The 25,483-nt window shown below is 68.4% G+C and carries 27 protein-coding genes; 16 read left to right on the forward strand and 11 right to left on the reverse strand.

The genetic code is table 11. From position 1 onward, the window contains the following. Positions 1-62 precede the first annotated feature (62 nt). Positions 63-482, forward strand: coding sequence for a DUF4189 domain-containing protein (locus AC1D2E_RS16650; RefSeq protein ID WP_478198398.1), 420 nt, complete (start codon positions 63-65; stop codon positions 480-482). Positions 483-662: 180 nt separating this feature from the next. Then, the gene (locus tag AC1D2E_RS16655; protein WP_478198399.1) at positions 663-1,082 is read left to right on the forward strand and encodes a hypothetical protein; all 420 of its coding nucleotides are present in this window, start codon (positions 663-665) and stop codon (positions 1,080-1,082) included. A 28-nt stretch (positions 1,083-1,110) separates the two neighbouring features. On the opposite strand, the gene AC1D2E_RS16660 is transcribed toward AC1D2E_RS16655, so the two are convergent. Beyond that, on the reverse strand, positions 1,111-2,064 hold the full coding sequence (locus tag AC1D2E_RS16660) for a phosphate acetyltransferase (RefSeq protein ID WP_478198400.1): 954 nt from the start codon (positions 2,062-2,064) through the stop codon (positions 1,111-1,113). Positions 2,065-2,125: 61 nt separating this feature from the next. On the opposite strand from AC1D2E_RS16660, the gene AC1D2E_RS16665 reads away from it, so the two are divergent. Further along, entirely contained in the window at positions 2,126-3,361 is a 1,236-nt protein-coding gene (locus tag AC1D2E_RS16665) for an acetate/propionate family kinase (protein WP_478198401.1), read from the forward strand. On the opposite strand, the gene AC1D2E_RS16670 is transcribed toward AC1D2E_RS16665, so the two are convergent. Then, positions 3,315-4,232: a LysR family transcriptional regulator gene (locus AC1D2E_RS16670; RefSeq protein WP_478198402.1), complete on the reverse strand. Its 918-nt coding sequence runs from the start codon at positions 4,230-4,232 to the stop codon at positions 3,315-3,317. The two genes, AC1D2E_RS16665 and AC1D2E_RS16670, sit on opposite strands and share 47 nt — an antisense overlap. A 71-nt stretch (positions 4,233-4,303) precedes the next feature. Here AC1D2E_RS16670 and AC1D2E_RS16675 point away from each other — a divergent pair, with 71 nt between their 5' ends. From AC1D2E_RS16675 to AC1D2E_RS16685, 3 genes are read left to right on the forward strand one after another with little or no spacing between them, the layout of a single operon-like run. Then, entirely contained in the window at positions 4,304-5,701 is a 1,398-nt protein-coding gene (locus AC1D2E_RS16675; RefSeq protein ID WP_478198403.1) for an aminotransferase family protein, read from the forward strand. A gap of 37 nt (positions 5,702-5,738) precedes the next feature. Continuing rightward, positions 5,739-6,716 (forward strand): Bug family tripartite tricarboxylate transporter substrate binding protein, encoded by a 978-nt coding sequence (locus AC1D2E_RS16680; protein ID WP_478198404.1) that lies wholly within the window; start codon positions 5,739-5,741, stop codon positions 6,714-6,716. Between the two features lie 19 nt (positions 6,717-6,735). Next, the gene (locus tag AC1D2E_RS16685) at positions 6,736-9,066 is read left to right on the forward strand and encodes a N,N-dimethylformamidase beta subunit family domain-containing protein (protein ID WP_478198405.1); all 2,331 of its coding nucleotides are present in this window, start codon (positions 6,736-6,738) and stop codon (positions 9,064-9,066) included. Here AC1D2E_RS16685 and AC1D2E_RS16690 read toward each other — a convergent pair. Then, on the reverse strand, positions 9,032-10,327 hold the full coding sequence (locus tag AC1D2E_RS16690; protein WP_478198406.1) for an aminotransferase class V-fold PLP-dependent enzyme: 1,296 nt from the start codon (positions 10,325-10,327) through the stop codon (positions 9,032-9,034). The genes AC1D2E_RS16685 and AC1D2E_RS16690 overlap by 35 nt on opposite strands. Before the next feature lie 166 nt (positions 10,328-10,493). On the opposite strand from AC1D2E_RS16690, the gene AC1D2E_RS16695 reads away from it, so the two are divergent. Next, positions 10,494-11,393 (forward strand): LysR family transcriptional regulator, encoded by a 900-nt coding sequence (locus AC1D2E_RS16695; protein WP_478198424.1) that lies wholly within the window; start codon positions 10,494-10,496, stop codon positions 11,391-11,393. Positions 11,394-11,435: 42 nt separating this feature from the next. Here AC1D2E_RS16695 and AC1D2E_RS16700 read toward each other — a convergent pair whose 3' ends face one another. From AC1D2E_RS16700 to AC1D2E_RS16725, 6 genes are all read right to left on the reverse strand, one after another. Continuing rightward, a complete protein-coding gene (locus AC1D2E_RS16700) occupies positions 11,436-12,329 on the reverse strand; it encodes an amino acid ABC transporter substrate-binding protein (RefSeq protein WP_478198407.1) in 894 nt (297 codons plus the stop codon). 317 nt (positions 12,330-12,646) lie between these two features. Next, positions 12,647-13,441 (reverse strand): hypothetical protein, encoded by a 795-nt coding sequence (locus AC1D2E_RS16705; protein WP_478198408.1) that lies wholly within the window; start codon positions 13,439-13,441, stop codon positions 12,647-12,649. A gap of 168 nt (positions 13,442-13,609) precedes the next feature. Further along, positions 13,610-14,872, reverse strand: a complete 1,263-nt coding sequence (locus AC1D2E_RS16710) for a cytochrome c biogenesis protein DipZ (protein ID WP_478198409.1) — start codon at positions 14,870-14,872, stop codon at positions 13,610-13,612. Between the two features lie 31 nt (positions 14,873-14,903). After that, positions 14,904-15,143: a pentapeptide MXKDX repeat protein gene (locus AC1D2E_RS16715; RefSeq protein ID WP_478198410.1), complete on the reverse strand. Its 240-nt coding sequence runs from the start codon at positions 15,141-15,143 to the stop codon at positions 14,904-14,906. 104 nt (positions 15,144-15,247) lie between these two features. After that, positions 15,248-16,039, reverse strand: coding sequence for a molybdopterin-dependent oxidoreductase (locus AC1D2E_RS16720; RefSeq protein WP_478198411.1), 792 nt, complete (start codon positions 16,037-16,039; stop codon positions 15,248-15,250). Beyond that, on the reverse strand, positions 16,036-16,671 hold the full coding sequence (locus tag AC1D2E_RS16725) for a cytochrome b/b6 domain-containing protein (RefSeq protein WP_478198412.1): 636 nt from the start codon (positions 16,669-16,671) through the stop codon (positions 16,036-16,038). Before AC1D2E_RS16725 ends, AC1D2E_RS16720 begins: the two co-directional genes overlap by 4 nt. A gap of 98 nt (positions 16,672-16,769) precedes the next feature. On the opposite strand from AC1D2E_RS16725, the gene AC1D2E_RS16730 reads away from it, so the two are divergent. Beyond that, positions 16,770-17,495 carry a response regulator transcription factor gene (locus AC1D2E_RS16730; RefSeq protein ID WP_478173620.1) on the forward strand — a complete coding sequence of 242 codons (726 nt, stop codon included), beginning with the start codon at positions 16,770-16,772 and terminating at the stop codon, positions 17,493-17,495. Continuing rightward, entirely contained in the window at positions 17,492-18,961 is a 1,470-nt protein-coding gene (locus AC1D2E_RS16735; protein WP_478198413.1) for a sensor histidine kinase, read from the forward strand. Before AC1D2E_RS16730 ends, AC1D2E_RS16735 begins: the two co-directional genes overlap by 4 nt. Positions 18,962-18,974: 13 nt before the next feature. On the opposite strand, the gene AC1D2E_RS16740 is transcribed toward AC1D2E_RS16735, so the two are convergent. Further along, positions 18,975-19,757 carry an IclR family transcriptional regulator gene (locus AC1D2E_RS16740; RefSeq protein WP_478198414.1) on the reverse strand — a complete coding sequence of 261 codons (783 nt, stop codon included), beginning with the start codon at positions 19,755-19,757 and terminating at the stop codon, positions 18,975-18,977. A gap of 109 nt (positions 19,758-19,866) precedes the next feature. Between AC1D2E_RS16740 and AC1D2E_RS16745 the strand changes: the two genes are divergently transcribed. The 7 genes from AC1D2E_RS16745 (at position 19,867) to AC1D2E_RS16775 (ending at position 25,005) form a co-directional block, all read left to right on the forward strand. Continuing rightward, positions 19,867-20,883, forward strand: a complete 1,017-nt coding sequence (locus tag AC1D2E_RS16745; RefSeq protein WP_478198415.1) for a TRAP transporter substrate-binding protein — start codon at positions 19,867-19,869, stop codon at positions 20,881-20,883. Continuing rightward, on the forward strand, positions 20,880-21,323 hold the full coding sequence (locus AC1D2E_RS16750) for a type II 3-dehydroquinate dehydratase (protein WP_478198416.1): 444 nt from the start codon (positions 20,880-20,882) through the stop codon (positions 21,321-21,323). Before AC1D2E_RS16745 ends, AC1D2E_RS16750 begins: the two co-directional genes overlap by 4 nt. 199 nt (positions 21,324-21,522) lie before the next feature. Next, the gene (locus tag AC1D2E_RS16755; RefSeq protein ID WP_478198417.1) at positions 21,523-22,089 is read left to right on the forward strand and encodes a TRAP transporter small permease; all 567 of its coding nucleotides are present in this window, start codon (positions 21,523-21,525) and stop codon (positions 22,087-22,089) included. Next, entirely contained in the window at positions 22,086-23,366 is a 1,281-nt protein-coding gene (locus tag AC1D2E_RS16760) for a TRAP transporter large permease (RefSeq protein WP_478198418.1), read from the forward strand. Before AC1D2E_RS16755 ends, AC1D2E_RS16760 begins: the two co-directional genes overlap by 4 nt. Before the next feature lies 1 nt (position 23,367). Next, complete coding sequence (locus AC1D2E_RS16765) at positions 23,368-23,514, forward strand: hypothetical protein (protein WP_478198419.1); 147 nt, start codon at positions 23,368-23,370, stop codon at positions 23,512-23,514. A 14-nt stretch (positions 23,515-23,528) separates the two neighbouring features. After that, positions 23,529-24,533 (forward strand): TRAP transporter substrate-binding protein, encoded by a 1,005-nt coding sequence (locus AC1D2E_RS16770; RefSeq protein ID WP_478198420.1) that lies wholly within the window; start codon positions 23,529-23,531, stop codon positions 24,531-24,533. Between the two features lie 10 nt (positions 24,534-24,543). Next, on the forward strand, positions 24,544-25,005 hold the full coding sequence (locus AC1D2E_RS16775; protein ID WP_478198421.1) for a DUF1810 domain-containing protein: 462 nt from the start codon (positions 24,544-24,546) through the stop codon (positions 25,003-25,005). A 41-nt stretch (positions 25,006-25,046) separates the two neighbouring features. On the opposite strand, the gene AC1D2E_RS16780 is transcribed toward AC1D2E_RS16775, so the two are convergent. After that, a partial coding sequence (locus AC1D2E_RS16780) for a hypothetical protein (RefSeq protein WP_478198422.1) occupies positions 25,047-25,483 on the reverse strand: 437 nt, incomplete at its 5' end.

Here is a 25,483-nt window from a genome sequence, read left to right on the forward strand (position 1 = left end):
CGCGCTCACCGCCGTCCCTGCGGCCGAAGTCACGCGCGAGACCGTTGCGCGATGATCGGCAGATGACATTTCGACTACTTGGCGTCCGCCTGAGTGCGGCGCTCGTGCTGTTCCTTGCCTGCCACGCGGCGGGTATCGCCGCCACCTCGACGCCGAGCCGGCCGGACCCGGGCCCAAGCTGGGGCGCGATCGCTTCCCGGCGCGCCTGGTACGGCTACGCGTTCAATCACAAGACCCGCGATGCGGCCGAGCAGGCGGCCCGCGCGCAATGCGATCGTGCGGCCGGTCGCGCCGGGACGTGCGAGGTGCGCATCCAGTTCGACCGGTCCTGCGCGGCGCTGGCGACCGGCAACTTCGGCGAATGGGGCGCGGCCAGCGCCGCGACGACCGGCGCCGCGGGCCAGGCGGCCATCGCCCAATGCGAAGGCCACTTGCCGACCGAGCCGTGCAAGGTGGTCGTCACTGCCTGCTCCTCGCGCTGAGCCAGGGCGACGGCCGGGTTCGGCGCCCGTGGCAAGTCTCACGGGACCTGGGAAATCCCGGGTGTGGCGGACGCGATCGGACCTGCACGCGGCAGCGAAATCAGGAGTACAAATGCGCCGTGGGCAGAGGACATTGCGGCGCTCCCTTCCGGGGGGCAGTCGAGTGAAAGGAGGGCAGTCATGGCCAGACATCTTGCGGTCGGGGACTCATCCGGACCGATTACCATCGCGAGTGCCAGCTACTACAACCCGACCGGCGTGCTGCTGGCGCCCGGCGAGACCTACGAGATCGCCGCGGACGACAGCCGATGGGTCGACTGGCACCTGGCGTCCAGCGCCGACGGCAGGATCGAGCCCAGCATCATGCAGTCGATGGCCCACTGGGCGCTGCGCTGCAAGCAGGGCCGCTGGTTCCAGTTGATCGGCGCCATCGGGCGCTCCGACTCCAACCTGTTTCCGATCGGCATGCACGCCGCCTGGACCTACAAGGGCCAGAGCAGCGATGCCGAGCCCGAACTGTGCCTGTTCGCCAACGACGCCTGGTTCGCCTACCTCAACAACCACGGCTCGGTGAAGGTGACGATCAAGCGCGTTGCGTAGCGGGCGCCGTGGCGGGCGGTGGCTCCGCTCAGCCGACCGCCTTGATCAACCCCTCGCGCCCGGCCTTCGCCAGCATCGAGGCCACCGCGCACGAGGCCAGCCGCGCCGCTTCCGAGTCGGCCCGGCTGGTCAGGATCACCGGCACGCGGGCGCCGAGCACGATGCCGGCGGCGTAGGCGCCGGCCAGGAAAGTCAGGCTCTTGGCCAGCATGTTGCCGGCGTCGAGATCGGGCACGATCAGCACGTTGGCGCGGCCCGCCACGGGCGAGACGATGCCCTTGATCCGCGCGGCCTCGGCATCGATCGCGTTGTCCATCGCCAGCGGGCCGTCGAGATGCGCGCCGGTGATCTGTCCGCGGTCGGCCATCTTGCACAGCGCGGCGGCATCGAGGGTCGAAGGTACCTTGGGATTCACCGTCTCCATCGCGGAAAGCAGCGCCACGCGCACCCCCGGCATCTGCAGCGCATGCGCCAGATCGATCGCGTTCTGCACGATGTCGACCTTTTCCTCCAGGGTCGGCGCGATGTTGATCGCGGCGTCGGAGATGATCAGCGGCTGGGCGTGGCCCGGCACGTCCATCACGAAGCAATGGCTGATCCGGCGCGAGGTGCGCAGGCCGCCTTCGCGTCGGACCACGGCGGCCATCAGTTCGTCGGTGTGCAGGCTGCCCTTCATCAGCGCATCGACCTCGCCGTTGAGCGCCAGCGCGACCGCCATGTCGGCCGCCGCGTGGCTGTGCGGCGCGTCGACGATGCGCAGGCCCTCGAGGCTGGCGCCCAGCGTGCGCGCGGCGGCCTCGATCCGGGCGCGGGGCCCGACCAGGACCGGCGCGATGAGGCCGATTCGCGCCGATTCGAGAGCCGCCTGCAGCGAGACCTCGTCGGTCGGATGCACCACCGCGACGCGCAGCGGCGGCAGGGCGCGGGCCGCGGCGATCAGGCGGTCGTAGTGGGGATGGGCGGTGGCGGACGAAGACTCCATGGATGCTCCAGCGTGCAGGCTCGGGGTTATAAGTGTCGTGCTTTCCCGGAGGATGCGAAAAATGTCATTGGCCATGACCGGTGCGGAATGGGTGGCGGTTGCCAACGCAGGCTCGTCGAGCCTGAAGTTCTCGTTGTACGAAACGCGCGGCGAGGTGCTGACGCCGGTCCTGCGCGGGCTTGTCGACGGACTTGACACGGCGCCCGAATTCACGGCCTGGGACCCGGCCGGCAAGCGCATCGGCCATCGCGCCTGGGAGGGCGGCGCGGCGCTCGGACACGACGCGGCCCTGCACCACGTGATCACCTTCGTGCGCGAGCTGGTGCCGGGCATCGCGCTGCGCGGGATCGGGCATCGGGTGGTGCACGGGGGCGCCCTGTTCGCGCAGCCGGTACGGGTCACGCCCGAGGTGCTGCGGCAGCTCGATGCGCTGTCGCCGCTGGCGCCCTTGCACCAGCCCAGCAACCTGTCGCCGATCCGGCTGGCCTTCGAGGTCTTGCCCGGCGTGCCGCAGGTGGCCTGCTTCGATACCGCGTTCCATCGCAGCAACCCGGAGCTGGCGCAGATGTTCGCGCTGCCTTTCGAGCTGTACGAGAGCGGCGTGCGCCGCTACGGCTTCCACGGGCTGTCCTATGAATACATCGCGTCGCGCCTGCCGGAGGTGGCGCCGGAACTCGCGAGCGCCAGGGTCGTCGCGCTGCATCTGGGCAATGGCGCCAGTGCCTGCGCGCTGCAGGGTGGTCGCAGCGTGGCCAGCACGATGGGCTTCAGCGCCCTCGACGGCCTGCCGATGGGAACACGCTGCGGCGCCATCGACCCCGGCGTGCTGCTGTATCTGATGAACCAGCGCGGCATGGATGCGCGGGCCGTCGAGCAGCTGCTCTACAAGCAGTCGGGCCTGCTCGGCGTCTCGGGCGTGTCGAGCGACGTGCGCGTGCTGCGCGCCAGCGACGCGCCGCGCGCCCGGCTGGCGATCGCGTTGTTCGCCTACCGCATCGTGCGGGAGATCGGCTCGCTGGCGGCCGCCATGGGCGGCCTCGACGCAGTGGTGTTCACCGCCGGCATCGGCGAGCACGGGGCCGACATCCGGCGTCTGGTCGTCGCCGGCCTGGGCTGGCTCGGCGTGTCGATCGACGACACGGCCAACGAGGCCGGCGGCCCGCGCATCAGCCGCGCCGGCGGCCGCTGTTCGGCCTGGGTGATACCGACCGACGAGGAGCTGATGATCGCGCGCCACACCGTCGGGCTGCTCAGGTCGTCGGGCGGAAGCCCGGCAGCGAGTGCATCCGGCGCTTGAGCGCCTCGATGAAGGCCGTGACCCGGGCCGGCCGGTAGCTGCCGGGCGGCAGCGCCACGTGGATGCCGATGGGCTCCAGCCACCAGTTGGGCAGCACGCGCTGCACGCGGCCCGCCTTCAGGTCGTCCTGGCACATCCAGGGCGCGGCGCCGCCGATGCCGGCGCCGTTGAGGATGGCCCGGTAGCTGGACAGCAGGCTGTCGGTCTTGATCGGGGTGTCGAGCGCAATCACGCGTGCGCGCCCTGAGCGGTCGAGCAGTCGGACATTGCCCTGCACGTAAGGCACCAGGCCAACGCAGGGCAGCGAGGGCAGCCGCGCGATCGTGACCGGACCCAGCTGCTTCACCAGCGCGGGCGTGGCGACCAGGATGCGTTCCATGGCGCCGAGCTTGCGGCTCACGAGGTCCGGGTCGCGCACCTCGCCGACGCAGATCCAGCATTCGGCGCCCGAGGCCACCAGGTCGATGACCCGGTCGGTCAGGGTCAGCTCGACCCGCAGCGCGGGGTGCGCCGCGCGCAGGTCGGTCACGGCATCGGTGAGGAAGCCGGTGCCGTAGCCCGAAGGCCCGATCACGCGCAGCGTGCCCTCGGGCCGGCTCTGGCCGCCCGACAGTCGATGCGACAGGCTCGACCAGCGGTCGCCGAGATCGCGCGCCTCGGCCAGCAGCGAACGGCCTTCGTCGGTGAGAGAGAAGCTGGCCGTGGTTCGCAGGGCCAGCTTGCAGCCCAGCATGCGTTCGAGCTCGAGCAGGCGGCGGCTGACCGTCGGCTGCGAGGTGTCGAGCAGGCGCGCCGCCTTGCTCAGCGATCCGCTCTCGCCGATCTTCAGGAAGGTGTCGAGGAGGTCGAGCCGGTCGTGGGTGTGCTTCATGCGCGGTACGTATAACACTTCATCGCTCCATGCGTCTACTCGAAGTGCGACTTGCTCCGTATCGTCGCTGCATGAGCACACCGAATCCCGTCGAACGCAAGGTCGGCGACACGCCGAAGGGCGGCTCCGTCCTTGGCTTCTATGCACCGCGCGGCACGCCGCGCCCGCCCCGCATCGCGCGCGGGGAGGGCGTCTTCCTGTGGGATGGCGACGGCAGGCGGTACCTGGATGCGACCGCGGGCGCCGTGGTTGCCAACATCGGCCACGGCAATCCGCGGGTGCTGGCGGCGATGGCCGAACAGGCCGGCCGGGTGACCTTCGCCTACCCGCGCTTCTTCGAGAGCGAGCACAGCATCGCGCTCGCCGATCGGGTCTGCGCCCTGGCCGGCGAGGGCTTCGATCGCGCCTTCTTCGTCTCCGGAGGTTCGGAGGCGAACGAGTCGGCGCTGAAGCTGGCTCGGCAGTACGCGGTGGTGAGCGGGCAGCCGCAGCGCGCCAAGGTAATCTCGCGCGAGCCCAGCTACCACGGCGCCACGCTGGGCGCGCTGGCCGTCACCGGCGACGCCCACACGCTCGGCATCTACGGGCCGATGGTGCGCGAGATGCCGAAGGTGCCGGCGCCCCAGAGCTACCGCCTGCCCGCAGGCCACACGGTCGAATCGCATGCCATGGCCTGCGCCGATGCACTGGAGGAACGCATCGTGCGCGAAGGCCCGGACAGCGTGCTGGCCTTCATCCTCGAGCCGGTGGGCGGCCTGTCGAGCGGCGCGGTGGTGTCGCCCGCGGCCTACTACCGGCGGGTGCGCGAGATCTGCGACCGCCATGGCATCCTCTTGATCTACGACGAGATCATGAGCGGCGCCGGACGCACCGGCGCCTTCCTGGCCGCGCACCACTTCGCCGACGCGCGGCCCGACATCGTGACGCTGGCCAAGGGCCTGGCGGCCGGCTACACGCCGCTCGGCGCGATGCTGGTGCCGAACCGCATCGTCGACGCGATCGCCGAGGCCGGTGGCTTCGTGCACGGCCACACCTACTTCACGAATCCGCTGTCCTGCGCGGTGGCCAACGCGGTGCTCGACGAGGTGGTGCGGCAGGACCTGGTGGCACAGTCGCGCATCCGTGGCGAGCAGCTCATGGCGCGGCTGCAGGCGATCGCCGAGCGTTCGCCGATCGTCGGCGACGTCCGCGGCAAGGGGCTGCTGACGGCGATCGAGATCGTCGCCGACAAGCAGACGAAGCGGCAGCTGCCGACCGACTTCAACGCGCCCGCGCGGCTCACCCAGCATGGCCTGCGGCGCGGGATTGCGCTCTACAACCGGCGCGCCAACCTCGGCGCCTACGGCGACATGCAGCTGGTCACACCGCCGCTGACCATCACCGAGGCCGAGGTCGACCTGCTGGCCGAACTGCTCGAAGCCTCCCTGCGCGACCTGGCGGACGAGATCGCGCGCACCCGGCCGAGCTGAAACCTCTTCTTTCCTCACTTCCCGCGAAAAGGCCCCGATGAAACTCCCCGCACTCGTGAAGATCGCGCTCGCCAGCGCCTCGTTCTGCGTCGCCGCTGCCGCGCCGGCCCAGGTCCCGACCCAGAAGGGGCCGCTGAAGCTGATCGTCGGCTATCCCGCTGGCGGCTCGGCCGACGTGCAGGCCCGCACGCTGGCGGACAAGCTCGCGGCGGAGCTCGGCGTGGCCGTGGTGGTCGACAACCGTACCGGCGCCGGCGGCCAGATCGCGGCCGACTACGTGCGCGGCGCGGCTCCGGACGGCCTCACGGTCCTGCTCGCCAACATGCACATGATGGTGATGCTGCCGCTGACCTCGAAGTCGGTGCGCTACGACCCGGTGAAGGACTTCAAGGCGGTGGGCCGCATCGCCAGCTTCTACGAGGGCATCGCGGTGCCGGCCGAGCTGCCCGCGAGCAGCGTGCAGCAGTGGCTGGACATCGCGCGCAAGGACAGCGCCAAGGCCAGCTACGGCGTGCCGGCGCCGGGCAGCGTGGCGCAGTTCATGGGCTATCGGCTCGGCACCRAAGCCAAGGTGCCGCTGGTGGCGGCGCCCTACCGCGGCGCCGCACCGCTGGTGCAGGACCTGCTGGGCAACCAGATCGCCGCGGGCATCACCCCGATCGCCGACCTGGTGGCCTACCAGCAGAGCGGCAAGCTCAAGGTGCTGGCGGTCAACGGGGCCAGGCGCGCGCAGCTCTTGCCCGACGTACCGACGCTGAAGGAACTGGGGCAGCCCCATTTCGACAACCTCGAATGGACCGGCTTGTTCGTGCCGGCCGCCACGCCCGCGGCCACGGTCGAGCAGCTGCACGCGGCGCTCAACAAGGTGCTGGCGAACAAGGAGGTGCAGGAGCGGCTGCAGAAGCTCAGCAGCGAGGCGAGCCCGAGCACCTCCGAGGAACTCGCCAAGCTGATCGCCGACGACCTGCAGCGCTGGGGGCCGGTGATCAAGGCCTCCGGCTTCACTTCCGAATAGGCATCGCTGCCGGACCTCCATGTCGACCGAGACCACGCCGATCCCGGCGCATCGGCCGCTGCACCTGCCCGGGGTGCACGGCTATGCGGACTGCAAGAGCCTGCACGCGGGCGAGACGCTGAGCTTCCATGTCAGCAGCGACCGCCCCTACCGGATGAGCGTCTGCCGCCTCGGGCATGACGTCGAGCGGCGCAGCGACGACGCCGTGCTGCATCGCTTCGAGCCGGCGCCGGCAAGGGTGCAGGCGATCCATCCGGGCTCCTACGTGCACGTGGCGAAGGGGCTGGCCGCCGACGCTGCGCTCTCCGGCCTGAGCCTCGAATGCTGGGTCAAGCCCTGGACCGTGGAGACGCGGCAGACGCTGATCGGCCAGTTCGACTACCCCTCGCGCTGCGGCTTCGGGCTTTTCATCGAAGCGGGCGGGGCGCTTTGCCTGTACCTCGGCGATGGCGGCGCCTTCCGCGCCGACGCGCAGCAGGCGCACGGGCGCCTGGTTGCCCGGCGATGGCAGCATGTGGCGGCCACCTGGGATGGCCGGATGGCGCGCCTGTGGATCGATGGCGCCGAAGTCGGCTGCTGGCCGGCCTCCGCGCCGGTACGCCCCGGCGCCGCGCCGCTGCGGCTCGGTGCCAGCGGCGTCGACGGGCTGGCCAGCGTGTTCCTCGAGGCCGACCTGGTCATGCCCGCGATCCACGATCGCGCTCTATCGGCGGACGAGGTACGCGAACGCGTGGCGCAGCGCGGCCTGCAGGCGGCGACCGGGCGCTCGGTGCTGGCCTGCTGGCCGCTGCGCGAAGAGCGCGGCGATCGCGTCGCCGATTGCAGCGGCCACCAGCACACCGGCCGCATCGTCAACCACGCCACCTGGATGATCGTCGGGCCGGCCTTCGAGCCCTCGAAGGTGCCCGAGCACGAGGGCGGCAGCTATGACCCCTTGAACGATCCCACGCGCGGCCACGGCCTGCGTTTCGCGGGCGACGATCTCTACGACTGCCGTTGGGAAGCGACCCAACGCTGGCAGGTTCCCATCGATGCCCGGCCTGGCATCTACGTCGGCCGGCTGCATTTCGAGCTCGAGGGCAGCGAAGCGGACTATGACATCAGCTTCATCGTGAAGCGCGCGCTGCAGGCGACGCCGGCACCGGTGCTGGTGCTGTGCGCGGTGAACAGCTGGATCGCCTATGCCGCGACGCCGTTCGCGAAGAACGTGGTGGACGACCCGGTCTGGCCGCGCCGCTCCGTCGGGCTCGAGAACTGCCACCCCGAGGCGCCCGCCTACAACAGCTACACCTTCCACCGCGCCGGCCAGCCCTGCTACCAGGTCGGCCTGCGCATGCCCTGGCCCAACGCCAGTCCGAATGCCCTGTACGACCCCGCGGACAGCGGCTTCAGCCAGTGGACGCGGCTGGAGCGCCACCTGCACGTCTGGCTGGAGCAGCAGGGCTACGACTGGGACATCGCCAGCGACATCGACCTGCACCGCGACCCCGCCATGCTGGCGCGCTACCAGACCGTGGTCGTCAATGGTCACAGCGAATACTGGTCGCTGCCGGCGGTGGACGGGCTCGACGACTACCTGCGGCGGGGCGGCAGCGCAATCGTGCTGTCGGGCAACACGATGTACCTGCGGGTCAGCTACGACGAGGACTTCAGCGTCATGGAGCAGCGCAAGGTCAATGGCCCGGACCACGACGAGAGCGTGCCTTCGGTCGGACCGCCGGCCGGGCCCTTCGGGGAGCAGTACCACAGCCAGGACTGGGCCCGCGGCGGCCGGCTCAAGTCATCGGGGCGCCCCGCGGCGGAGGTCATCGGGCTCGAGACCGCGGGCTGGGCCTTTGCCGACGCCGGCGACTTCGGCGTCTACCACGTGCACGCGCCGGACCATTTTCTTTTCCAGGGGCCGCAGCCGCTGGGCCTGGCGAAGGGCGAGACCTTCGGCCATGGGCCCGGCGGCTCGCTGCCGCGCGCGATCGGCCACGAATGGGACTTGAGCGTCGCCACGCTCGCGCGCATGACCCATCGGGTGCCCACCGGGGCTTCGCTGCCGGAGCCGCCCGGCGGCATGGCCGTGATCGCACAAGGCATTCGCGACCGGCCCGGCGCCCTGGATGCGTACCTCGACTACTTCTCGAACCTCACCGAGTCGCTGGGCGGCCTGTCGGCCGAGATGATCTACTGGGAGCGTCCGCAAGGCGGGCGCGTGTTCCATGCGGGCGCGGTGGGTGCGGCCTGGGTGGTGGGCAGCGACCCGGTGTTCGGGAAGCTGCTGCACAACGTGCTGCATCACTTCGGAGTCCGGCCGACCCCGCCGCCCGCTAGCGTACCGCCACGGCCGCAACGCTCTGGCTGATCTCGCGCGTGATCTGCAGGAAGCGGTCGATGTCGGCGGCGGAGTTGCAATGCAGCGGCGACACGCGAACGGCGCCTTCGAGACCGAAGGAGTGCAGCATGCGCTTCGAGTACAAGCTGGTGGCGACGCGTTCGTAGACGATGACGCCGCGCTTCTCGTACTCCCGAACCGCCTGGGCATGCTCGAGATTCTCGATGCCGATCGCGAGGATCAGGTCACGCTTCGTCAGGTCCTCGAAGTCCAGGAAAACGTTCACGCCGTCCATGCCGCGCAGCCCCTGGACGGCATCGCCGCCGTTCAGCAGGCGTTCGAGCAAGGCGCGCTCGTGGCGCTCGATCTTCTCGATGCCGCAGGCGAACAGGGTGCGCCGATCGTCGCTCGCGATGAACCGGCTCCCGAGCCAGCAGACATAGTTGGCGATCTCGGTGACGACCGCGAATTGCCAGGGGGCCGCGCTTCCGAGGTCCCAGAAGTCCTGCTTCTTGCCCGCCAGCTTGTGATGGGGCAGTGCCGACGCTCGCTCCGACAGCCAGGACATGCCGGAGCCCCGGCAGCCGAAGAACTTGTAGGGCGCGATGTTGATGCCGTCGACCGGCGTCTGCTGCAGATCGATCAGGCCGTGCGGTGCGTGCTGTACGGCGTCGACGACGATGAACAGGTCCGGCTTGATCTTGCGCGCCTGCTTCACGATCTCGCGCATGTCCAGCTTGGCGCCCGAGATGTTCGATGCATAGATCACGCTCAGCAGCGCCGTGTCGGCATCGACCAGGCGGACGATCGCCTCCACGTCGACGCCGCCCGTGACGGGGTTGGACGGCGCCACGCGAAGCGCCTTGCCGGTGCGCTCGGCATACAGGGACATGGCGTCGAAGGAGGAGGGGTGTTCGAGCACCGTGGTCACCAGGTTCGTGCCGGGAACGTTCTCCGCGATGGCACGAACCATGTCGAACATCGCGCCCGACGCGGTGAGCGACGCGTACACGCTGCCCGCTCTCGCATTCAGGATCGTGCGGAGGTCTTCCGTCCCCCTGGCCTGGATGCCCTGCAGGTAGGTGGCCAGTTCATGGATGCGCTCGGGGCAGTCGGGGATCGCGTCGATGCGCGCAAACTGGTCGACCGCCGCCTTGAGGCGGAAGGAGCCGCCGGCGTTGTCGAAGAACAGGCGTTCGCGTCCGGAGATGTCGTGGTCGACATGGTGAAAGCGGTCCTTGATCTGCGCCATCAGCGCGTTGGAGAAAAGCTCGCCGGTTTGGGAAGTCATGAGGATCCTGGTGAAGGTCGCCGTCGGATTCGGCGCGCGAAGATCGCGCGATCGATCGGGAATGCCTGAATTCTGGAAGTCGAATGACATTTCCAAAAGCGATATTTTTGGATAGTATTTGGCGAAAAAAAGTGTTCTTTATATGGATTGGAGCGGCCCCGCCGTGATGACGTTCAAGCAGCTGGAGGCTCTCTACTGGATCGGTGAACTCGGCAGCTTCGCCCTGGCCGCCCAGAAGCTCCACACGTCCCAGTCGGCCGTCTCCAAGCGGGTGCAGGAACTCGAAACGGTCTTCGACACCGCGCTTTTCGACCGCACGCAGCGCTCCGCCCGGCTGACGGACAAGGGCGAGGAGATGTTCATGCTGGCGAAGAACCTGCTGGCGCAGCGCAACGCCGCCGTCGAGCAGTTCAGCCGGGTCGATGTGATCGAGCGTCGCGTGCGCATCGGCGTGACCGAGCTCACGGCCATGACCTGGCTGCCGCGATGGGTCGAACTCATCCAGGTGCACTACCCCAAGGTGACGCTCGAACCCGACGTCGACAGCAGCGTCAATCTGCGCGAAAAGGTTCTGACCGACGAACTCGACCTGATCATCGTGCCCGATGCGTTCTCGGACACGCGCATTCCGACCAAGGCCATCGGGCGGGTGGAGAGCGCCTGGATGTGCAAGCCGGGCCTGGTGAAGGTCGGCAAGCCGATGCGCCTGCACGAACTCGCGCGCCATCAGCTGTTGCTTCAGGGCGTGAAATCCGGCACGGGCCTGATCTACGACAGCTGGATGAAGGACCTGGGCATCCAGCCTTCCAAGCCCATCGTCATCCACAACCTGGTGGCACTGATCGGCTTGACGATCTCCGGCCTCGGGGTGAGCTACCTGCCCAGGGACGCGGTCAGCCAGATGCTGAAGGACGGATCCCTGGTCCAGATCGACGTCACGCCGGCTCTTCCTGCCGTGACCTATGTGGCCATGTACAAGGGCGAGCATCGCAGCTCCTTGCTGGCCTCGATCATCATGCTGGCGCAGGAGTGCTGCGATTTCACCCGGATGTTCCAGGCCGGATAGCGATGGCGCTCGCTACCTGTGCGGCGTCGCGGCGCGCTCGCATCAGACGCCCTTGTTGTTGGGGTTCCTGTAGATCTCCTTGATGGCGTCGGTCATCGGGAAATTCAGGTTCGCGTTGGTCGGAGGAATCGGCTTGGTGAACCACCGGGCATAGATCTCGTTGATCGCGCCCGACGTCATGAGTTCGGTCACCGTCTTKTCGACCAGCTCCTTGAACTGCGGATCGTCCTTGCGGTACATGATGCCGTAGGGCTCATGGCGCAGCGACTCCTGCGTCAGGATCTTGAAGTCGCCGGGGTTCGGCGCGGTGGCGATCAGGCCCGCAAGCTGCACGTCGTCGAGGATGTAGGCCACGGTTCGGTCGGAGGCGAGCAGCAGGAAGCCGTCTGCGGTGTCCTTGGCCGCCAGTTCCTCGACCTCGATGTTCCCGGTCTTCCGGTAGCCGCGCAGCAACTGGACGCCGGTGCTGCCGGAGACGGTCGAGACCTTCTTGCCGTTCAGTTCGGCCAGTGACTGGATGCCGGAGCTCTTTTTCACCGCGGCGGTGATGTTCGTGACGAAATGGCTGGGCGCGAATGCGACTTGCTGCTGGCGCTGGACCGTATTGGTCGTGGTTGCGCAGTCGAGGTCCACGGTGCCGTTGGTCAGCAATGGAATTCGGTTGGTGGAAGTGAGGATCGTGTAGCGCACTTCCAGGTTCGGCATGCCGAGCTTCGCCTTGACGGCGTCGACGATCTTCAGGCAGATGTCGTTCGTGAAGCCCACGGGGTCGCCGCCGCCGTTCGGCTTGTAGGAGAACGGAACCTGGCTGTCGCGCCCACCGATGCTGATACTGCCGCTCGCCTTGATCTTGCCCAGGGTGTCGGTTTGAGCCATGGCGGCTGAACTCAGGAAGGCGGCAGCCAGACCGAGCGTCAACGGAAGGAGATGTTTCATTTGGGGCCTTTGAATGAGTGAACTTCGCGCCGCCCACTGCCGGTGATACGGGACCGGAGGCAGGGCATGGCGTTCATTCTGGAAGCAGCGAGGCTATTCAAAAAGCGATTTAATTTCTTCGAAGTTCAATCGAAAAAGTGATCAGTTGAGGGTTTGACCCGAGCCGGGTCCGGCATGGGCGACACCCCGCGCCGCCTGCCACCGCGGGCCGACAGCGTGTGTAGCCGCGGCGGGAGCGGTGCTGGCCACGCCGGTGATGTCGCTGCTGCGCGGCCGCCTTCGCGGCTGACCCGGATTCGGACCTGCGGCCGGCGCAGCTATCTCGGCGCGAGCATCAGGGCGCTGGTCTGCACGGTGGGGCCGGGGAGGGGGTCGGCGTCGACCTGCAGCACGGCCGGCTGGACGCGACAGTTGCCGAACTCGCAGCGGATCGACAGCGTGTCTCCCGTGGAACACCGCACCTGGTGGGTTTCGAAGCCGGCGCCTTTCTCGACCAGGATGGCCCGTGGCGCCGCGCTGCAGCTCATCGCCGTGGCCAGCTTCTCGGCCCCGTAGGTGTCGCGGCCGGTGCGCCGGGCCCCGGGCCGGACCAGTTGGCTGGCGGTCACGTTGAAGTTGGCCCGGTAGTACTTCGCGAGATCGTTCGCCGGCAGCAGGACGACGCTGGCGGCGGCTGCAGGCCCGAGCCGCCTGGCGAAGGTGCCGGCGAGCGGGCCGTCCGTGCTGTCCCTGCGGTCGTAGATGCGCTCTTCGCCGGCGACCAGCGTGATCCACTCCGGATAGGCATAGGCCGCCCCCGACAGCTGGTCCACGGTGGCGCTGATCACGCCACCCACCACCAGGCTGAGCAGGCCCATGTCGGCGCGCGAGATGACCTTGGCGCTTGCCACGATCCGGCCTTGGGAGACGCAGTCGATCTGCAAGTCGTCGATCGAACGCCTGACCGTGAGCTTCGGTGCCGGCGGCGCCGCTGCGGCGCCGCCGATCGGGTGGCACTCCAGCGCTTCGATGGACCTGCCTTCCGACGAGACCGCATGGACCTGGATGTCCTGCTGGGTCCCGCGCACCACCAGTGCGCAGCCGGACGCGGCCGTCAGCACGAAGGCGCCCATCAGGGCGCATCGAAACCTTGCGAAAGTTGGCTGGGATGTCATCCGGCTTGCAGTCCTTCAACATCGACCGTCGGGCGGGCCATTGTGACGACAGGGGGCCGGAACGCATAGGAGGCCGAACTTCTTACTTCGACCCGATGGCTTCGCCCCACCGCAGCACGCGGCAGTTCAGGCGCGTTTGCCTGCCCGACGGGACTCCTCGAGCAATTGCCGGATCACCTGTTCCGACTTCAGGTATTCGCCCTCGCCGAAATGATGGAAGCGGATGCGGCCGTCGGCATCCACGAGATAGAGGGCGGGCCAGTCGTTGTTGCGGAACGCCCGCCAGATCGCGAAGTTGTTGTCGATCGCCACCGGAAACTCGATGCCCAGGTCGGCCACGGCCTTCGTCACGTTGCCGATGTTCTTCTCGTAGGCGAATTCGGGTGCATGCACGCCGAGCACGACCAGGCCCTGGTCCTTGTACTTGCGATGCCATTCGCGCACGTACGGCAGCGCATTGCGGCAGTTGATGCAGCCGAAGGTCCAGAAGTCGACCAGCACCACCTTGCCGCGCAGCCCTTCGACAGAGAGCGGTGGCGAGTTGAGCCAGTCGACGGCGCCGGTCAGCGGYGGCAGGCTGCCTTCGACCGGCAGTTCGAGAGGGAGCGGCGCCGCAGCGCGCGCCTGGACCGGCACGAAGCCGGCGGCGAGCGGCGTCGGCGCTTTCAGGCGTTGCAGCAAGGTCTTCTCGATCGCCGCGCCGCCCRCCGGCGACAGCTGCGCCAGCCAGCCGGTGTCGAGCCCGAGCGCCACCGCGGCGACACCGGCCAGCACGGCGACGCCGAGCCCCCTGCGGAACCCTTCGCCGATGCCGGCCAGGCGCTTCACCGCGCCGAGCACCCGGCCGCCGGCCAGCAGCACCAGGGCGAGCGCGCTGGCCGCCCCAGCGGCATAGGCGAGCAGGAGCAGCGAGGTCCGCACGCTCGGGCCCTCGATCGCCGCGCCGGTCAGGACCAGGCCGAGGATGGGTCCGGCGCACGGAGCCCAAATCAGGCCGGTCGCGCCGCCGAGAACGAAGGAGGTGAGCGCCGGGCTGCGCGCGGCCCCGGGGCCCGAGGCCGCCGCGCCGGCGAGGCGCGCGCCCAGCGCCACCAGCGGCCGGCCGAGCCGCTCGGCCCAGCGCGGCGCGATCAGCGCCACCCCCATGATCCCCAGCACGCCGATCGCGGCGATGCGGCCGTAGTCGTTCGCCTGGACCGCCCAGTGGCCGGCGACGGCGCCGAGTGTCCCGACCGCGGCAAAGCTCAGTGCCATGCCGGCCAGCAGCGGCAGGCCGCTGCTGGCGAAGGGCCGGTCGACCCGGGCGAAGACGAAGGGCAGGACCGGAAGGATGCAGGGCGCGAAGAGGGTCAGCGCCCCGGCCAGGTACGACAGAAGGAAGAAAAGCATGGAGGACCTCGTCGGCAGCAGGGCGGGAGGGCTACTTCTTCATCTCGTCTTTCTTCATGGCGTCCTTCTTCATGGCGTCGCCCTTGCCCATCGCATCCTTCTTCATGCCGTCGCCGGACATGCCGTCCTTGGCCATGGTGTCCTTCTTCATCCCGTCCTTGGCCATCGAATCCTTGGTCATGTCGTCCTTCTTCATGTCGTCGGCGGCGAAGGCAGAGAGCGAGCCGAGGGCCAGGCAGGTGGCCAGGAGGGTTGTGCGGAGCGTGTTCATTTCAGTGGTCCTTCAAGAGGTCGTTGGGGTCGTTTGCAAAGAGAGGCTCGGTTCGGAATGAACACGGCCGCGCGCTCCAGCAGCGTCGAGTCGCACGGGGCGACTCAACTGCCGCCGAACCAGTTGTAGCCCTGGTCTTCCCAGTAGCCGCCCGGATAGGTGTTGGTGACGAAGATCGCCTGGATGTGCTTCGGGTTCTTGTAGCCGAGCTTGGTGGGCATCCGCAGCTTCATCGGGAAGCCGTACTTCGGCGGCAGCGGCTGGCCGTCGTAGCTCAGGGTCAGCAGCGTTTGCGGATGCAGCGCGGTCGGCATGTCGATGCTGGTGTAGTAGTCGTCGGCGCACTTGAATCCGACGTACTTCGCGCTGGTGTCGGCGCCGACCCGGCGCAGGAAGTCGGCGAAGCGGATGCCGCCCCACTTGCCGATCGCGCTCCAGCCCTCGACGCAGATGTGCCGCGTGACCTGGTCCTGCTGCGGCATCGCGCGCAGCTCGGCCAGCGTCCAGCGCCGCCGGTCGGCCACCAGGCCGGTCAGCTCGAGCGCGAAGCCGTCTTCCGCGACCGTGCGGACCTCGTCCTCGCCGTAGTAGGCGTTGAACGGAAACGGTCGCGTGATCATCGACTCGGGGTAGGTCGGCGCGAGACGCGTCGGGTCGAAGATCCAGCCCTGCACCTTGTCGTTGAAGCGCGAGACGGCGCCGAGCGCGGCCTCGACGCCGGCGTTGTCGCTGATGCTGCAGCCGGTCAGCAGCGACAGTCCGCCGAGCGTCAGCGAGCGCTGCAGGAAGGCGCGGCGTGCCGGCTGCTCGATGCGGCGGGCGATCAGCGTGCGCGCTTCGGCCAGGGCCGCTTCGGCGTCGACGGTGTGCAGGGCGGGGCGCTTGAGCAGCTTCATGATTCGAGTCCGGAACGGCCGCCGAGCATGGCGAGCAGGGTGCGCGGCACCAGCGCGACCATTGCCAGGTGCACGGCGACGAAGGCGACCAGCGCGGCCATGGCGACGAAGTGGATGCGGCGGGCGAATTCGTAGCCGCCCAGCAGCTCGCGCAACAGGCCGAACTGCACCGACTTCCAGAGCACCAGCCCCGACAGCACCAGCAGCACGATGTCGCAGATGGCGAACAGGTACGCGAAGCGCTGCACGTTGTTGTAGTGGCGCGGATCGGCATGCGCGAGCCGGCCGCGCAGCGCCGCCAGCGCGTCGTGCCAGATCCCCTGGATCGACAGCGGGAAGAACTTGCGCCGCAGCCGGCCGCTCGCGAGGTTCAGTGCCAGATAGGCCAGGCCGTTGGCGGCCAGCAGCCACATCGCCGCGAAGTGCCATTGCAGGGCGCCGCCGAGCCAGCCGCCGAGCGTCAGCGCCACCGGGATCCGGAACGGAAAGAAGGGCGAGGCGTCGTAGATCCGCCAGCCGCTGGCGACGAGCACCCCCACCGCCAGGGCGTTCAGCCAGTGCGTGACGCGCAGCCACAGCGGATGGATCGGAGCGTTCCGGTGGGCTTCGGCGGACGGTGTGTCGCGGTTCATGGGGCGGATTGTTGGTCGCGTCCGATGGCCGAATCATCACGAAAAGTTCAAATAATCGTGACAACTTCGCCGCCCCGGAAGCGGGACAATCGACCGCCATGGATCCTGCCAAACGCGTGCTGCTGGTCGAGGACGATGCCCACATCGCGGAGCTGCTGCGCATGCACCTGCATGACGAGGGCTATGCGGTCACGCACGCCGCCGACGGCCATGCCGGGCTGCGCGAGCTCGAGCGCGGCAGCTGGGACGCGCTGGTGCTCGACCTGATGCTGCCGGGCGTCGACGGCCTCGAGATCTGCCGCCGCGCCCGCGCCATGACGCGCTATACGCCGATCATCATCACCAGCGCGCGCTCGAGCGAGGTGCACCGCATCCTCGGGCTGGAACTCGGTGCCGACGACTACCTGGCCAAGCCCTTCTCGGTGCTCGAGCTGGTGGCGCGGGTGCGCGCCCTGCTGCGGCGCACCGAGGCGATGGCCCGCAACGCCCGCATCGAATCCGGCCGGCTCGCRCTCGCCGGACTGGGCATCGATCCGATCGCCCGCGAGGTCGAGGTCGACGGCAAGCCGATCGAGCTGACGCCGCGCGAGTTCGACCTGCTGTATTTCTTTGCCCGCCATCCCGGGCGCGTGTTCTCGCGGCTCGATCTGCTCAATCAGGTGTGGGGCTACCAGCACGACGGCTACGAGCACACGGTCAATACGCACATCAACCGGTTGCGCATGAAGGTCGAGCCCGATCCGGCCGCGCCGCGGCGCATCCTGACGGTCTGGGGACGCGGCTACAAGCTGGCGGCGGGCGGCAGCGACGAGGCGAGCCCATGAAGCTTGGCGGCACGCTCTCGCAACGGCTGTCGGTGGTGTTCGCCGTTTTGCTGCTGGCCTGCTGCGGGGCCTCGGCGTGGTTGCAGATGCAAGCCAGCGGGCGCCACGAGCAGGAGGTCACGCAGCGACTCTCGGCCGGCCTGGCGGCCCACATCGCGGCCAGCAACCCGATCCTCATGAAGAGCGGCGCGCTCGATCGCGCGGGGGTGCACGACCTGTTCGACAAGCTGATGGCGGTCAATCCCAGCGTCGAGGTCTACCTGCTGGCGCCCGATGGACGAATCGAGGCACAGGCGGCCCCGCCGGGCCACCTCAAGCTCGAGCGCGTCGACCTGGCGCAGGTCCACCGGCTGCTCGATGGCGCCGCGCTGCCGGTGCTGGGCGACGATCCGCGCGCAGAGGGCCGCCGCAAGGTCTTCAGCGCGGCGCCGCTCAAGATCGATGGGCGCGATGCCGGCTATGTGTACGTGGTGCTGTCGGGCGAGGAGCGCGAGGCGCTGGTGGCCAACGTGGCGGCCGGCAGCGTCCTGCGCACCACGCTGTGGTCGATCGCGCTGGTCGCGCTGCTGGGGCTGCTGGCGGGACTGGCGGCTTTTCACCTGATCACGCGGCCGCTGCGGCGGCTGACTGCCGCGGTCCGGCAGTTCGACAGCGAAGGTGCAGCCGCCCTGGAAGGCACGGCGCCGCCGATCGGGGACGCGGGGCAGGGCGGCGGCGACGAGATCGCCACGCTGGGACAGGCCTTCTCGCAGATGACGCGGCGCATCGCCGAACAGTGGCGCGAGCTGCGGGCGCAGGACCAGCAGCGGCGCGAACTGTTCGCCAACATCTCGCACGACCTGCGCACGCCCCTGACTTCGCTGCACGGCTACCTCGAGACGCTGCTGGTGAAGTCCGACACGCTGGCGCCGGCCGAGCGTCGCCGCTACCTCGAGATCGCGCTCGGCCAGAGCCGCAAGGTCGCACGCCTGGCACAGGAGCTGTTCGAGCTGGCAAGGCTGGAGTACGGGGTCGTCAAGCCCGAAAAGGAGCGCTTCGCACTGGCCGACCTGGTGCAGGACGTGTTCCAGAAATTCGAGCTGGCGGCCGAGGCGCGGCGGCAGCGGCTGGTGGCCGACATTGCGCCGGGCCTGCCGGCGGTGACGGCCGACCTCGGCCTGATCGAGCGGGTGCTGACCAACCTGCTCGACAATGCGATTCGCCATACGCCCGAAGGGGGCGAGATCGCCGTGGTGCTGCGCCCGGCGGCGGAGGGGGTTGCGGTCGAGGTCAGCGACACCGGGCCGGGCATTCCCGGCGAGTTGCGCCAGAGCCTCTTCACGCGGCCGCTGTTCTCTTCCTCGACCGGTCGCAGCGGCGGCCTCGGGCTGGTCATCGTGCAGCGCATCCTGCAACTGCACGGCAGCGACATCCGGCTGCAGCAGCGGGCCGAGAAGGGCGCGGTGTTCTGCTTCGCGCTGCGCTGAAGCGTAGGCCGCGTCAGGCGCGGCGCTTGAACAGCGCCGAGGCGCCGCTGGCCTGAGCGACTTCGTCGGCGGTGGCCAGCAGCACCGGACCCAGGGCCAGCATCCGTTCCTCGGTCAGGCGCACCAGCGGGCCGGCGATGGTGATCACGCCGATCACCGCTCCGTTGCCACCGCGCACCGGCGCCGCCATGGCGGTCATGGCCGGTGCGAACACCTCGTTGATCATGCTGAAGCCGCGCTTGCGCGCCGCCCGCAGATAGGCCAGCAGCGCCTTGACCGTGGTCGGCGCCTTGGGGCCGTAGTCCTCTGGCTTGCCGAAGCCCTGACGGGCCACCAGTTCGAGCGCCTGCTCGTCGGTCATGGTCGACAGCCAGGCGTGGCCGGCCGAACTGCAGGAGAGGTTCACCGACAGCCCCATGTCGGGGTCGTAGCGCAGCCCGCGGGTCGCGCCCTGCGCCTTGGCGACGAAGGTCAGCGCGTCGCCGTCGACCACCGCCAGGCGCACCAGCTCGCCCGACTCGGCCGCCAGCCGGTCGAGCAGGGGCTGGGCGATATCGACGATGCCGCTGTTGCTCAGGAAGCTGAGGCCCAGCGACACCAGCTTGATCGTCAGCATGTAGTCGCCGTGGCTCTGGTCCTGGCGGACGTAGCCGCAGCGGATCAGTTCGGTCAGCAAGCGATGCGTCGCGCTCAGCGGCATCTGCAGGTCGGTGGCCAGCGTCGACAGCKGCCGGCCCTCGGGATGGGCCGCGAGCTGCTCCATCAGCTTGAGGCTGCGTTCCAGTATTGCGCTCATGTCAGCCGCGACTTTACTCCCGAATTTGCCAAGTGTTTTCCCTCGTGGAAAACATTTCCACTTATCACTATGATCGCGCCGCATCGCACATCACCCGCTGGAGACCGTCTTGAGATTCCTTCTTCGCTCGCTGGCCGGCGCCGGCCTCTCGCTCGCCCTGGCCCTGCCGGCCCTGGCCCAGGACGCGCAGGAGCGCGTCATCCGCTTCGGCCACCTGAACAATGCCGACCACCCGGTGAGCTTCGGCGTCAAGCGCTTCGCCGAACTGCTGGCCGCCAAGAGCGGCGGCAAGATGAAGGTGCAGGAGTTCCCGGCCTCCCAGCTCGGCAACGAGATGCAGCAGCAGTCGGCCCTGCAGGGCGGCGTGCAGCAGATGTCGGCGCCGGCCACCACCTCGCTGGCCGGCATCGTCAAGGAGTTCGGCCTGGTCGACTTCCCGTTCGCGGTCAGCACCTTCGCGCAGGCCGATGCCCTGCTCGACGGCCCGCTGGGCCAGGCGCTGATCGCCAGGCTGCCCGAGAAGGGCCTGGTCGCGCTGGGCTACTGGGACCTGGGCTTTCGCAATGTCACCAACAGCAAGCGGCCGATCGCGAAGCCCGAGGACCTCGACGGCCTGAAGATCCGCGTGATCCCGAACCCGGTGTTCCTCGAGACCTTCAAGGCCTTCAAGGCCAACCCGGTGCCGATGCCCTTCGCGGAGCTCTACGGCGCGCTGGAGGCCAAGGCGGTGGACGGCCAGGAGAATCCGTTCTCGGTGATCCTGTCGAACAAGTTCTTCGAGGTGCAGAAGTACCTGAGCGCGACCAACCACGTCTATGCGGCGAACATCGTGCTGGTCAGCAAGAAGTTCTTCGATTCTCTGAGCCCGACCGAGCAGAAGTGGATGCGCGAGGCCGCCGACGAGGCGCGCGGCTACCAGCGGCAAGTGAGCCGCGCGGCGGCCCAGAAGTCGGTCGGCGACCTGCAGGCCAAGGGCATGCAGTTCAACGAGGTGGCGCCGGCCGAACAGGCCCGCATGCGCCAGATCGCCAAGCCGGTGATCGACAAGTTCGCGGCCAGCTACGACCCGGCGATCGTCAAGCTCTACACCGACGAGCTCGCCCGCATCCGCAAGTCGGCACCATGAAGATCCTCGTCCTGCACGGCCCGAACCTGAACCTGTTCGGGCGCCGCGAACCCCACATCTATGGCAAGACCACGCTGGCCGAGATCGATGCCCGGCTCGAGAAGCTGGCCGGCGAACTCGGCGTCACGCTGGACATCTTCCAGTCGAACATCGAAGGCGAGCTGATCAACTTCCTGCACCGGAACATCGACGAGGCGCAGGGCGCGCTGGTGAACCCGGCCGGCCTGACCCAGCACGGCGTGCCGCTGCACGACGCGATCAAGGCCATGCCCTTCCCGGTGCTGGAGGTCCACATGTCGAACATCGCGGCGCGCGAGGCGTGGCGCGCCCACTCCATCATTTCGCCGGCGGTCAAGGGGACCATCCAGGGGCTCGGACCCCAGTCCTATCTCGCGGCGCTGCGCGCCCTGGTCGAAATGCACCAGGAAGCCAATCCCTGAGGCCGCGCCTTTCGCGATCGATGATTGATCGCGAAAGGGCGATCATCGATCCGTTTCAGGGTTAGCACCCTGATGCGCAGATCGGCGACTCCGCTTCGAATAGAGGCCGCCGGAGGGGCCCGCCCCGACCGATGTTCTTCAACGCCAACATGCCCGCAAACTGCACAGTCGATGACGGTTCACCGATGAGATCAACAACATGAACAGATGGATTGACCGATGCTGCACCGGCATCGAGGCACTCATCGCCTTCTTCCTCGCGGTGATGGTGGTGCTGGTGTTCGGCAACGTGGTGCTGCGCTACGGCTTCAACTCGGGCATCACGGTGTCGGAGGAGGTTTCGCGCTGGCTCTTCATCTGGGTGACCTTCCTGGGCGCGGTGGTCGCGCTCAAGGAGCACGGCCACCTGGGCGTCGACATGGTGGTGCAGAAGCTGCCGCCCGCGGGCAAGAAGTTCTGCCTCGCGGCGAGCCACGCCGTGATGCTCTACATCGTCTGGCTGCTGTTCCAGGGCAGCCTGGCCCAGACCCGGATCAACTGGGATGTCACGGCGCCCGTCACCGGTGCGTCAATGGCGGTGGTCTATGGCGTCGGCGTCGTGTTCTCGGTGCTCGCCGCGTTCATCCTGGCGCTCGACCTGTGGCGCCTCCTGAGCGGCCAGCTCGCCGATGAGGAACTGGTCATGGTGCAGGAATCCGAGGAGGCGGTGCAGCTGAAGGAAATCCTCGGCACGGCCGCAGCCGATGGGCAAGGGAGCCGCAAATGACGATCATCGTCTTCGTCGGCTCGCTCTTGCTGGCCATGGCGATGGGCATTCCCATCGCGTTCTCGCTGCTGGCCAGCGGTGTCGCGCTGATGTGGCACCTCGACCTGTTCGATGCCCAGATCCTGGCCCAGAACGTGATCGGCGGCGCCGACAGCTTCCCGCTTCTGGCCGTGCCGTTCTTCATGCTGGCCGGCGAGATCATGAACGTCGGCGGCCTGTCCAAGCGCATCGTCGACTTCGCGCTCGCGCTGGTGGGCCACATCAAGGGCGGCCTGGGCTACGTCACGATCCTGGCCGGCTGCCTGCTGTCGGCGCTCTCGGGCTCGGCGGTGGCCGACGCGGCGGCGCTGACGGCGCTGCTGCTGCCGATGATGGTCAAGGCCGGCCACGACAAGGCACGCGCCGGCGGCCTGATCGCGGCCACCGGCGTGATCGGGCCGGTGATCCCGCCCAGCATCGGGCTGGTGATCTTCGGTGTCGCGGCCAATGTGTCGATCTCCAAGCTGTTCCTGGCGGCGATCGTGCCGGGGCTGCTGATCGGTGCCGCCCTCTGGCTCACCTGGGCCTGGCTGGTGCGCAAGGAGAAGATCGTGCCGCCGCCGCGCCAGTCCGGTGCCGAGATCTTCACCGCCTTCCGCAAGGCCCTGTGGGCGCTGATGCTGCCGTTCATCATCCTGGTGGGCCTGCGCATGGGGGTCTTCACGCCGACCGAGGCGGCGGTGGTGGCCGCGGTCTACGCGCTGTTCGTCTCGACCGTGATCTACCGCGAGCTGACCTGGGGCGACCTCTATCGCGTCTTCGTCGGCGCCGCCAAGACCAGCGCCATCGTGATGTTCCTGATCGCCGCCGCGATGGTCAGCGCCTGGCTGATCACGGTGGCCGACCTGCCGTCGAAGGTGGTCAGCCTGCTGCAGCCCTTCATGGGCAACCAGATCCTGCTGATGATCGCGATCATGGTCCTGGTGATGATCGTCGGCACCGCGATGGACATGACGCCGACGATCCTGATCCTGACGCCGGTGCTGATGCCGATCGTGAAGGCGGCGGGGATCGATCCGGTGTACTTCGGCGTGCTGTTCATCATCAACAACTCGATCGGCCTGGTCACGCCACCGGTCGGCACCGTGCTCAACGTGGTGGCGGGCGTGGGCAAGATGAAGATGGACGACGTGACCCGCGGCGTGGTGCCGTTCATGATTGCCGAGTTCGTCGTCATGTTCCTGATGGTGCTGTTCCCGTGGCTCGTCACCTGGCCCGCCCGCTTCTTCGGCGGATGAAATGAAGTCCACCCCCGATAGCGCCTACGGCGCCCCCCTCAAGGGGGCGATCCCAGCGGACTGGCAAAGCCAGATCCGCGGTATCCCTGGCATGGGGCTGCGCCGGATTCATGCGCAGCGCCATCGGCAACTGAAACCAATCAACTAAAGGAGAGACTCTTCATGAAAAACATCGCTCGCAACACCCTGGTCGCGCTGGCTGCGGTGCTGGCCCTGTCCGGCGCCCAGGCGCAGGTCAAGGAGCGCACGCTCAAGTTCGCGTTCCAGAACCAGACCGGCCACCCGCAGGCGCAGGGCGCGCAGAAGTTCGCCGACCTGGTGGCGCAGAAGTCCGGCAACAAGATCACGGTCAAGCTGTTCGCGGGCGGCGCGCTCGGCGGCGACCTGCAGACCGTGTCGGCGCTGCAGGGCGGCACGGTGGAAGTGACGGTGCTCAACGCCGGCATCCTGGGCGCGCAGGTCAAGGAGTTCGCGGTCTATGACTTCCCCTTCCTGTTCAACAATGCGCAGGAGGCCGACGCCGTGACCGACGGCGCGTTCGGCAAGGGCCTGATGGCCAAGCTGGATGACAAGGGCCTGCACGGGCTGGGCTACTGGGACCTGGGCTTTCGCAACCTGACCAACAGCAAGCGCCCGATCGCCAAGGCGGACGACATTGCGGGCCTGAAGATCCGCGTGATCCAGTCGCCGATCTACATCGATCTCTTCAACACGCTGGGCGCCAATGCCACGCCGCTGCCGTTCCCCGAACTGTATTCGGCGCTCGACCAGAAGGCGGTGGACGGCCAGGAGAACCCGAACACGGTGATCCTGTCGTCGAAGTTCGCCGAGGTGCAGAAGTACCTGACCCAGACGCGCCACATCTACAACCCGCAGGCGCTGATCATCAGCAAGAAGACCTGGGACGGCATGAGCGCGGACGAGAAGAAGATCATCTCCGACGCGGCCGCCGAGGCCACCGCCTTCCAGCGCCAGGCTTCGCGCGGCGCCGCCGACAGCGCACTCGATGCGCTCAAGCAGGCCGGGATGACAGTGACCGAGTTGCCGCCGGCCGAGACGGCCCGGTTGCGCGAGAAGGTCAAGCCGGTGATCGAGAAGTACTCGGCCTCGGTCGGCGAGCCCACGGTCAAGGAACTGATGGCGGAGATCGCCAAGGTGCGCAAGTAGGGGCGTCGCCATGCCTGCGCTGTCCGATGCTGATGCTGCCGCCCAGGGACTGCAGCGCTTCGTCGAGGCGCAGGCGCCGGTCTACGACGCGGTGTGCCGGGAACTGCGAGCGGGGCGCAAGGCCAGCCACTGGATGTGGTTCGTCTTTCCCCAATTGCGTGCGCTGGGGCGCAGCGCGACCGCGCAGTTCTTCGGCCTCGCGGACCGCGCCGAGGCGCAGGCCTATGCCGCCCATCCGTTGCTCGGCCCGCGGCTGCTCGCGTGCAGCCGGCTGGTGCTGGCGGTCGAGGGCCGCAGCGCGCACCAGATCTTCGGCTCTCCCGACGATCTCAAGCTGCGCTCCTGCATGACGCTCTTCGAGGCTGCGGCGCCGTCCGAGCCGGTTTTCGCCCTGGTGCTGGAGCGCTTCTATGCCGGCGACAGGGATCCCCTGACGCTGGCTGCACTCGCGCGCGAAGCGAATGGCGAATAAGCGCTAATTTTCCAGCTTGAATTGCTTCAGTCGGCCAGAACTCAGCGGTAGCCGGTGTCGCTGGCGTTGTGGATGATCCAGACCAGGTTGCCGCCCGAGATGTTGCCGAGGTTGCCGCCGGCGAAGATCAGGCGGCCCTGGCCCTTGTAGGCGAGTTCGATCCGGGTGCGGTCGCCGCCGAAGTAGAAGGGGATGAAGGCCTTGCCGGTCACGTAGGCGCCCGAATCGGTGGGCTGGCCCGCGATGTCGGTGACCTGCTTCAAGCTCATGCCGATCTGCAGCGGGGTGAACTTGGAGTTCGGTGCCGGGTTGCCGGTGATCTCGCCCTCGTAGTCGTTCATGCCCTTCACGGTGCGGCCGCTGCCGGCCTCGATCTTGCTCGAATCGGTCACGTTGCCCTGGGCATCCATGCCGGGCTTGGCGCCGGCACGGGAGGCGGGGGCGGCAGCGGCGGCAGCGACGGGCGCCGCCGCCGCGG

This window comes from Variovorax sp. P1_H2, from assembly GCF_056405295.1.

What these genes read in the sequence shown, in the direction of transcription:
- AC1D2E_RS16775 (WP_478198421.1), top strand. Translation starts at nt 24,544, where the DNA reads ATGCCTGCGCTGTCCGATGCTGATGCTGCCGCCCAGGGACTGCAGCGC.
- AC1D2E_RS16720 (WP_478198411.1), bottom strand. Translation starts at nt 16,039, where the DNA reads ATGAAGCTGCTCAAGCGCCCCGCCCTGCACACCGTCGACGCCGAAGCG.
- AC1D2E_RS16650 (WP_478198398.1), top strand. Translation starts at nt 63, where the DNA reads ATGACATTTCGACTACTTGGCGTCCGCCTGAGTGCGGCGCTCGTGCTG.
- AC1D2E_RS16695 (WP_478198424.1), top strand. Translation starts at nt 10,494, where the DNA reads ATGACGTTCAAGCAGCTGGAGGCTCTCTACTGGATCGGTGAACTCGGC.
- AC1D2E_RS16690 (WP_478198406.1), bottom strand. Translation starts at nt 10,327, where the DNA reads ATGACTTCCCAAACCGGCGAGCTTTTCTCCAACGCGCTGATGGCGCAG.
- AC1D2E_RS16670 (WP_478198402.1), bottom strand. Translation starts at nt 4,232, where the DNA reads ATGAAGCACACCCACGACCGGCTCGACCTCCTCGACACCTTCCTGAAG.
- AC1D2E_RS16750 (WP_478198416.1), top strand. Translation starts at nt 20,880, where the DNA reads ATGAAGATCCTCGTCCTGCACGGCCCGAACCTGAACCTGTTCGGGCGC.
- AC1D2E_RS16715 (WP_478198410.1), bottom strand. Translation starts at nt 15,143, where the DNA reads ATGAACACGCTCCGCACAACCCTCCTGGCCACCTGCCTGGCCCTCGGC.
- AC1D2E_RS16725 (WP_478198412.1), bottom strand. Translation starts at nt 16,671, where the DNA reads ATGAACCGCGACACACCGTCCGCCGAAGCCCACCGGAACGCTCCGATC.
- AC1D2E_RS16705 (WP_478198408.1), bottom strand. Translation starts at nt 13,441, where the DNA reads ATGGGCGCCTTCGTGCTGACGGCCGCGTCCGGCTGCGCACTGGTGGTG.
- AC1D2E_RS16685 (WP_478198405.1), top strand. Translation starts at nt 6,736, where the DNA reads ATGTCGACCGAGACCACGCCGATCCCGGCGCATCGGCCGCTGCACCTG.
- AC1D2E_RS16675 (WP_478198403.1), top strand. Translation starts at nt 4,304, where the DNA reads ATGAGCACACCGAATCCCGTCGAACGCAAGGTCGGCGACACGCCGAAG.
- AC1D2E_RS16655 (WP_478198399.1), top strand. Translation starts at nt 663, where the DNA reads ATGGCCAGACATCTTGCGGTCGGGGACTCATCCGGACCGATTACCATC.
- AC1D2E_RS16665 (WP_478198401.1), top strand. Translation starts at nt 2,126, where the DNA reads ATGTCATTGGCCATGACCGGTGCGGAATGGGTGGCGGTTGCCAACGCA.
- AC1D2E_RS16755 (WP_478198417.1), top strand. Translation starts at nt 21,523, where the DNA reads ATGAACAGATGGATTGACCGATGCTGCACCGGCATCGAGGCACTCATC.
- AC1D2E_RS16760 (WP_478198418.1), top strand. Translation starts at nt 22,086, where the DNA reads ATGACGATCATCGTCTTCGTCGGCTCGCTCTTGCTGGCCATGGCGATG.
- AC1D2E_RS16770 (WP_478198420.1), top strand. Translation starts at nt 23,529, where the DNA reads ATGAAAAACATCGCTCGCAACACCCTGGTCGCGCTGGCTGCGGTGCTG.
- AC1D2E_RS16735 (WP_478198413.1), top strand. Translation starts at nt 17,492, where the DNA reads ATGAAGCTTGGCGGCACGCTCTCGCAACGGCTGTCGGTGGTGTTCGCC.
- AC1D2E_RS16660 (WP_478198400.1), bottom strand. Translation starts at nt 2,064, where the DNA reads ATGGAGTCTTCGTCCGCCACCGCCCATCCCCACTACGACCGCCTGATC.
- AC1D2E_RS16765 (WP_478198419.1), top strand. Translation starts at nt 23,368, where the DNA reads ATGAAGTCCACCCCCGATAGCGCCTACGGCGCCCCCCTCAAGGGGGCG.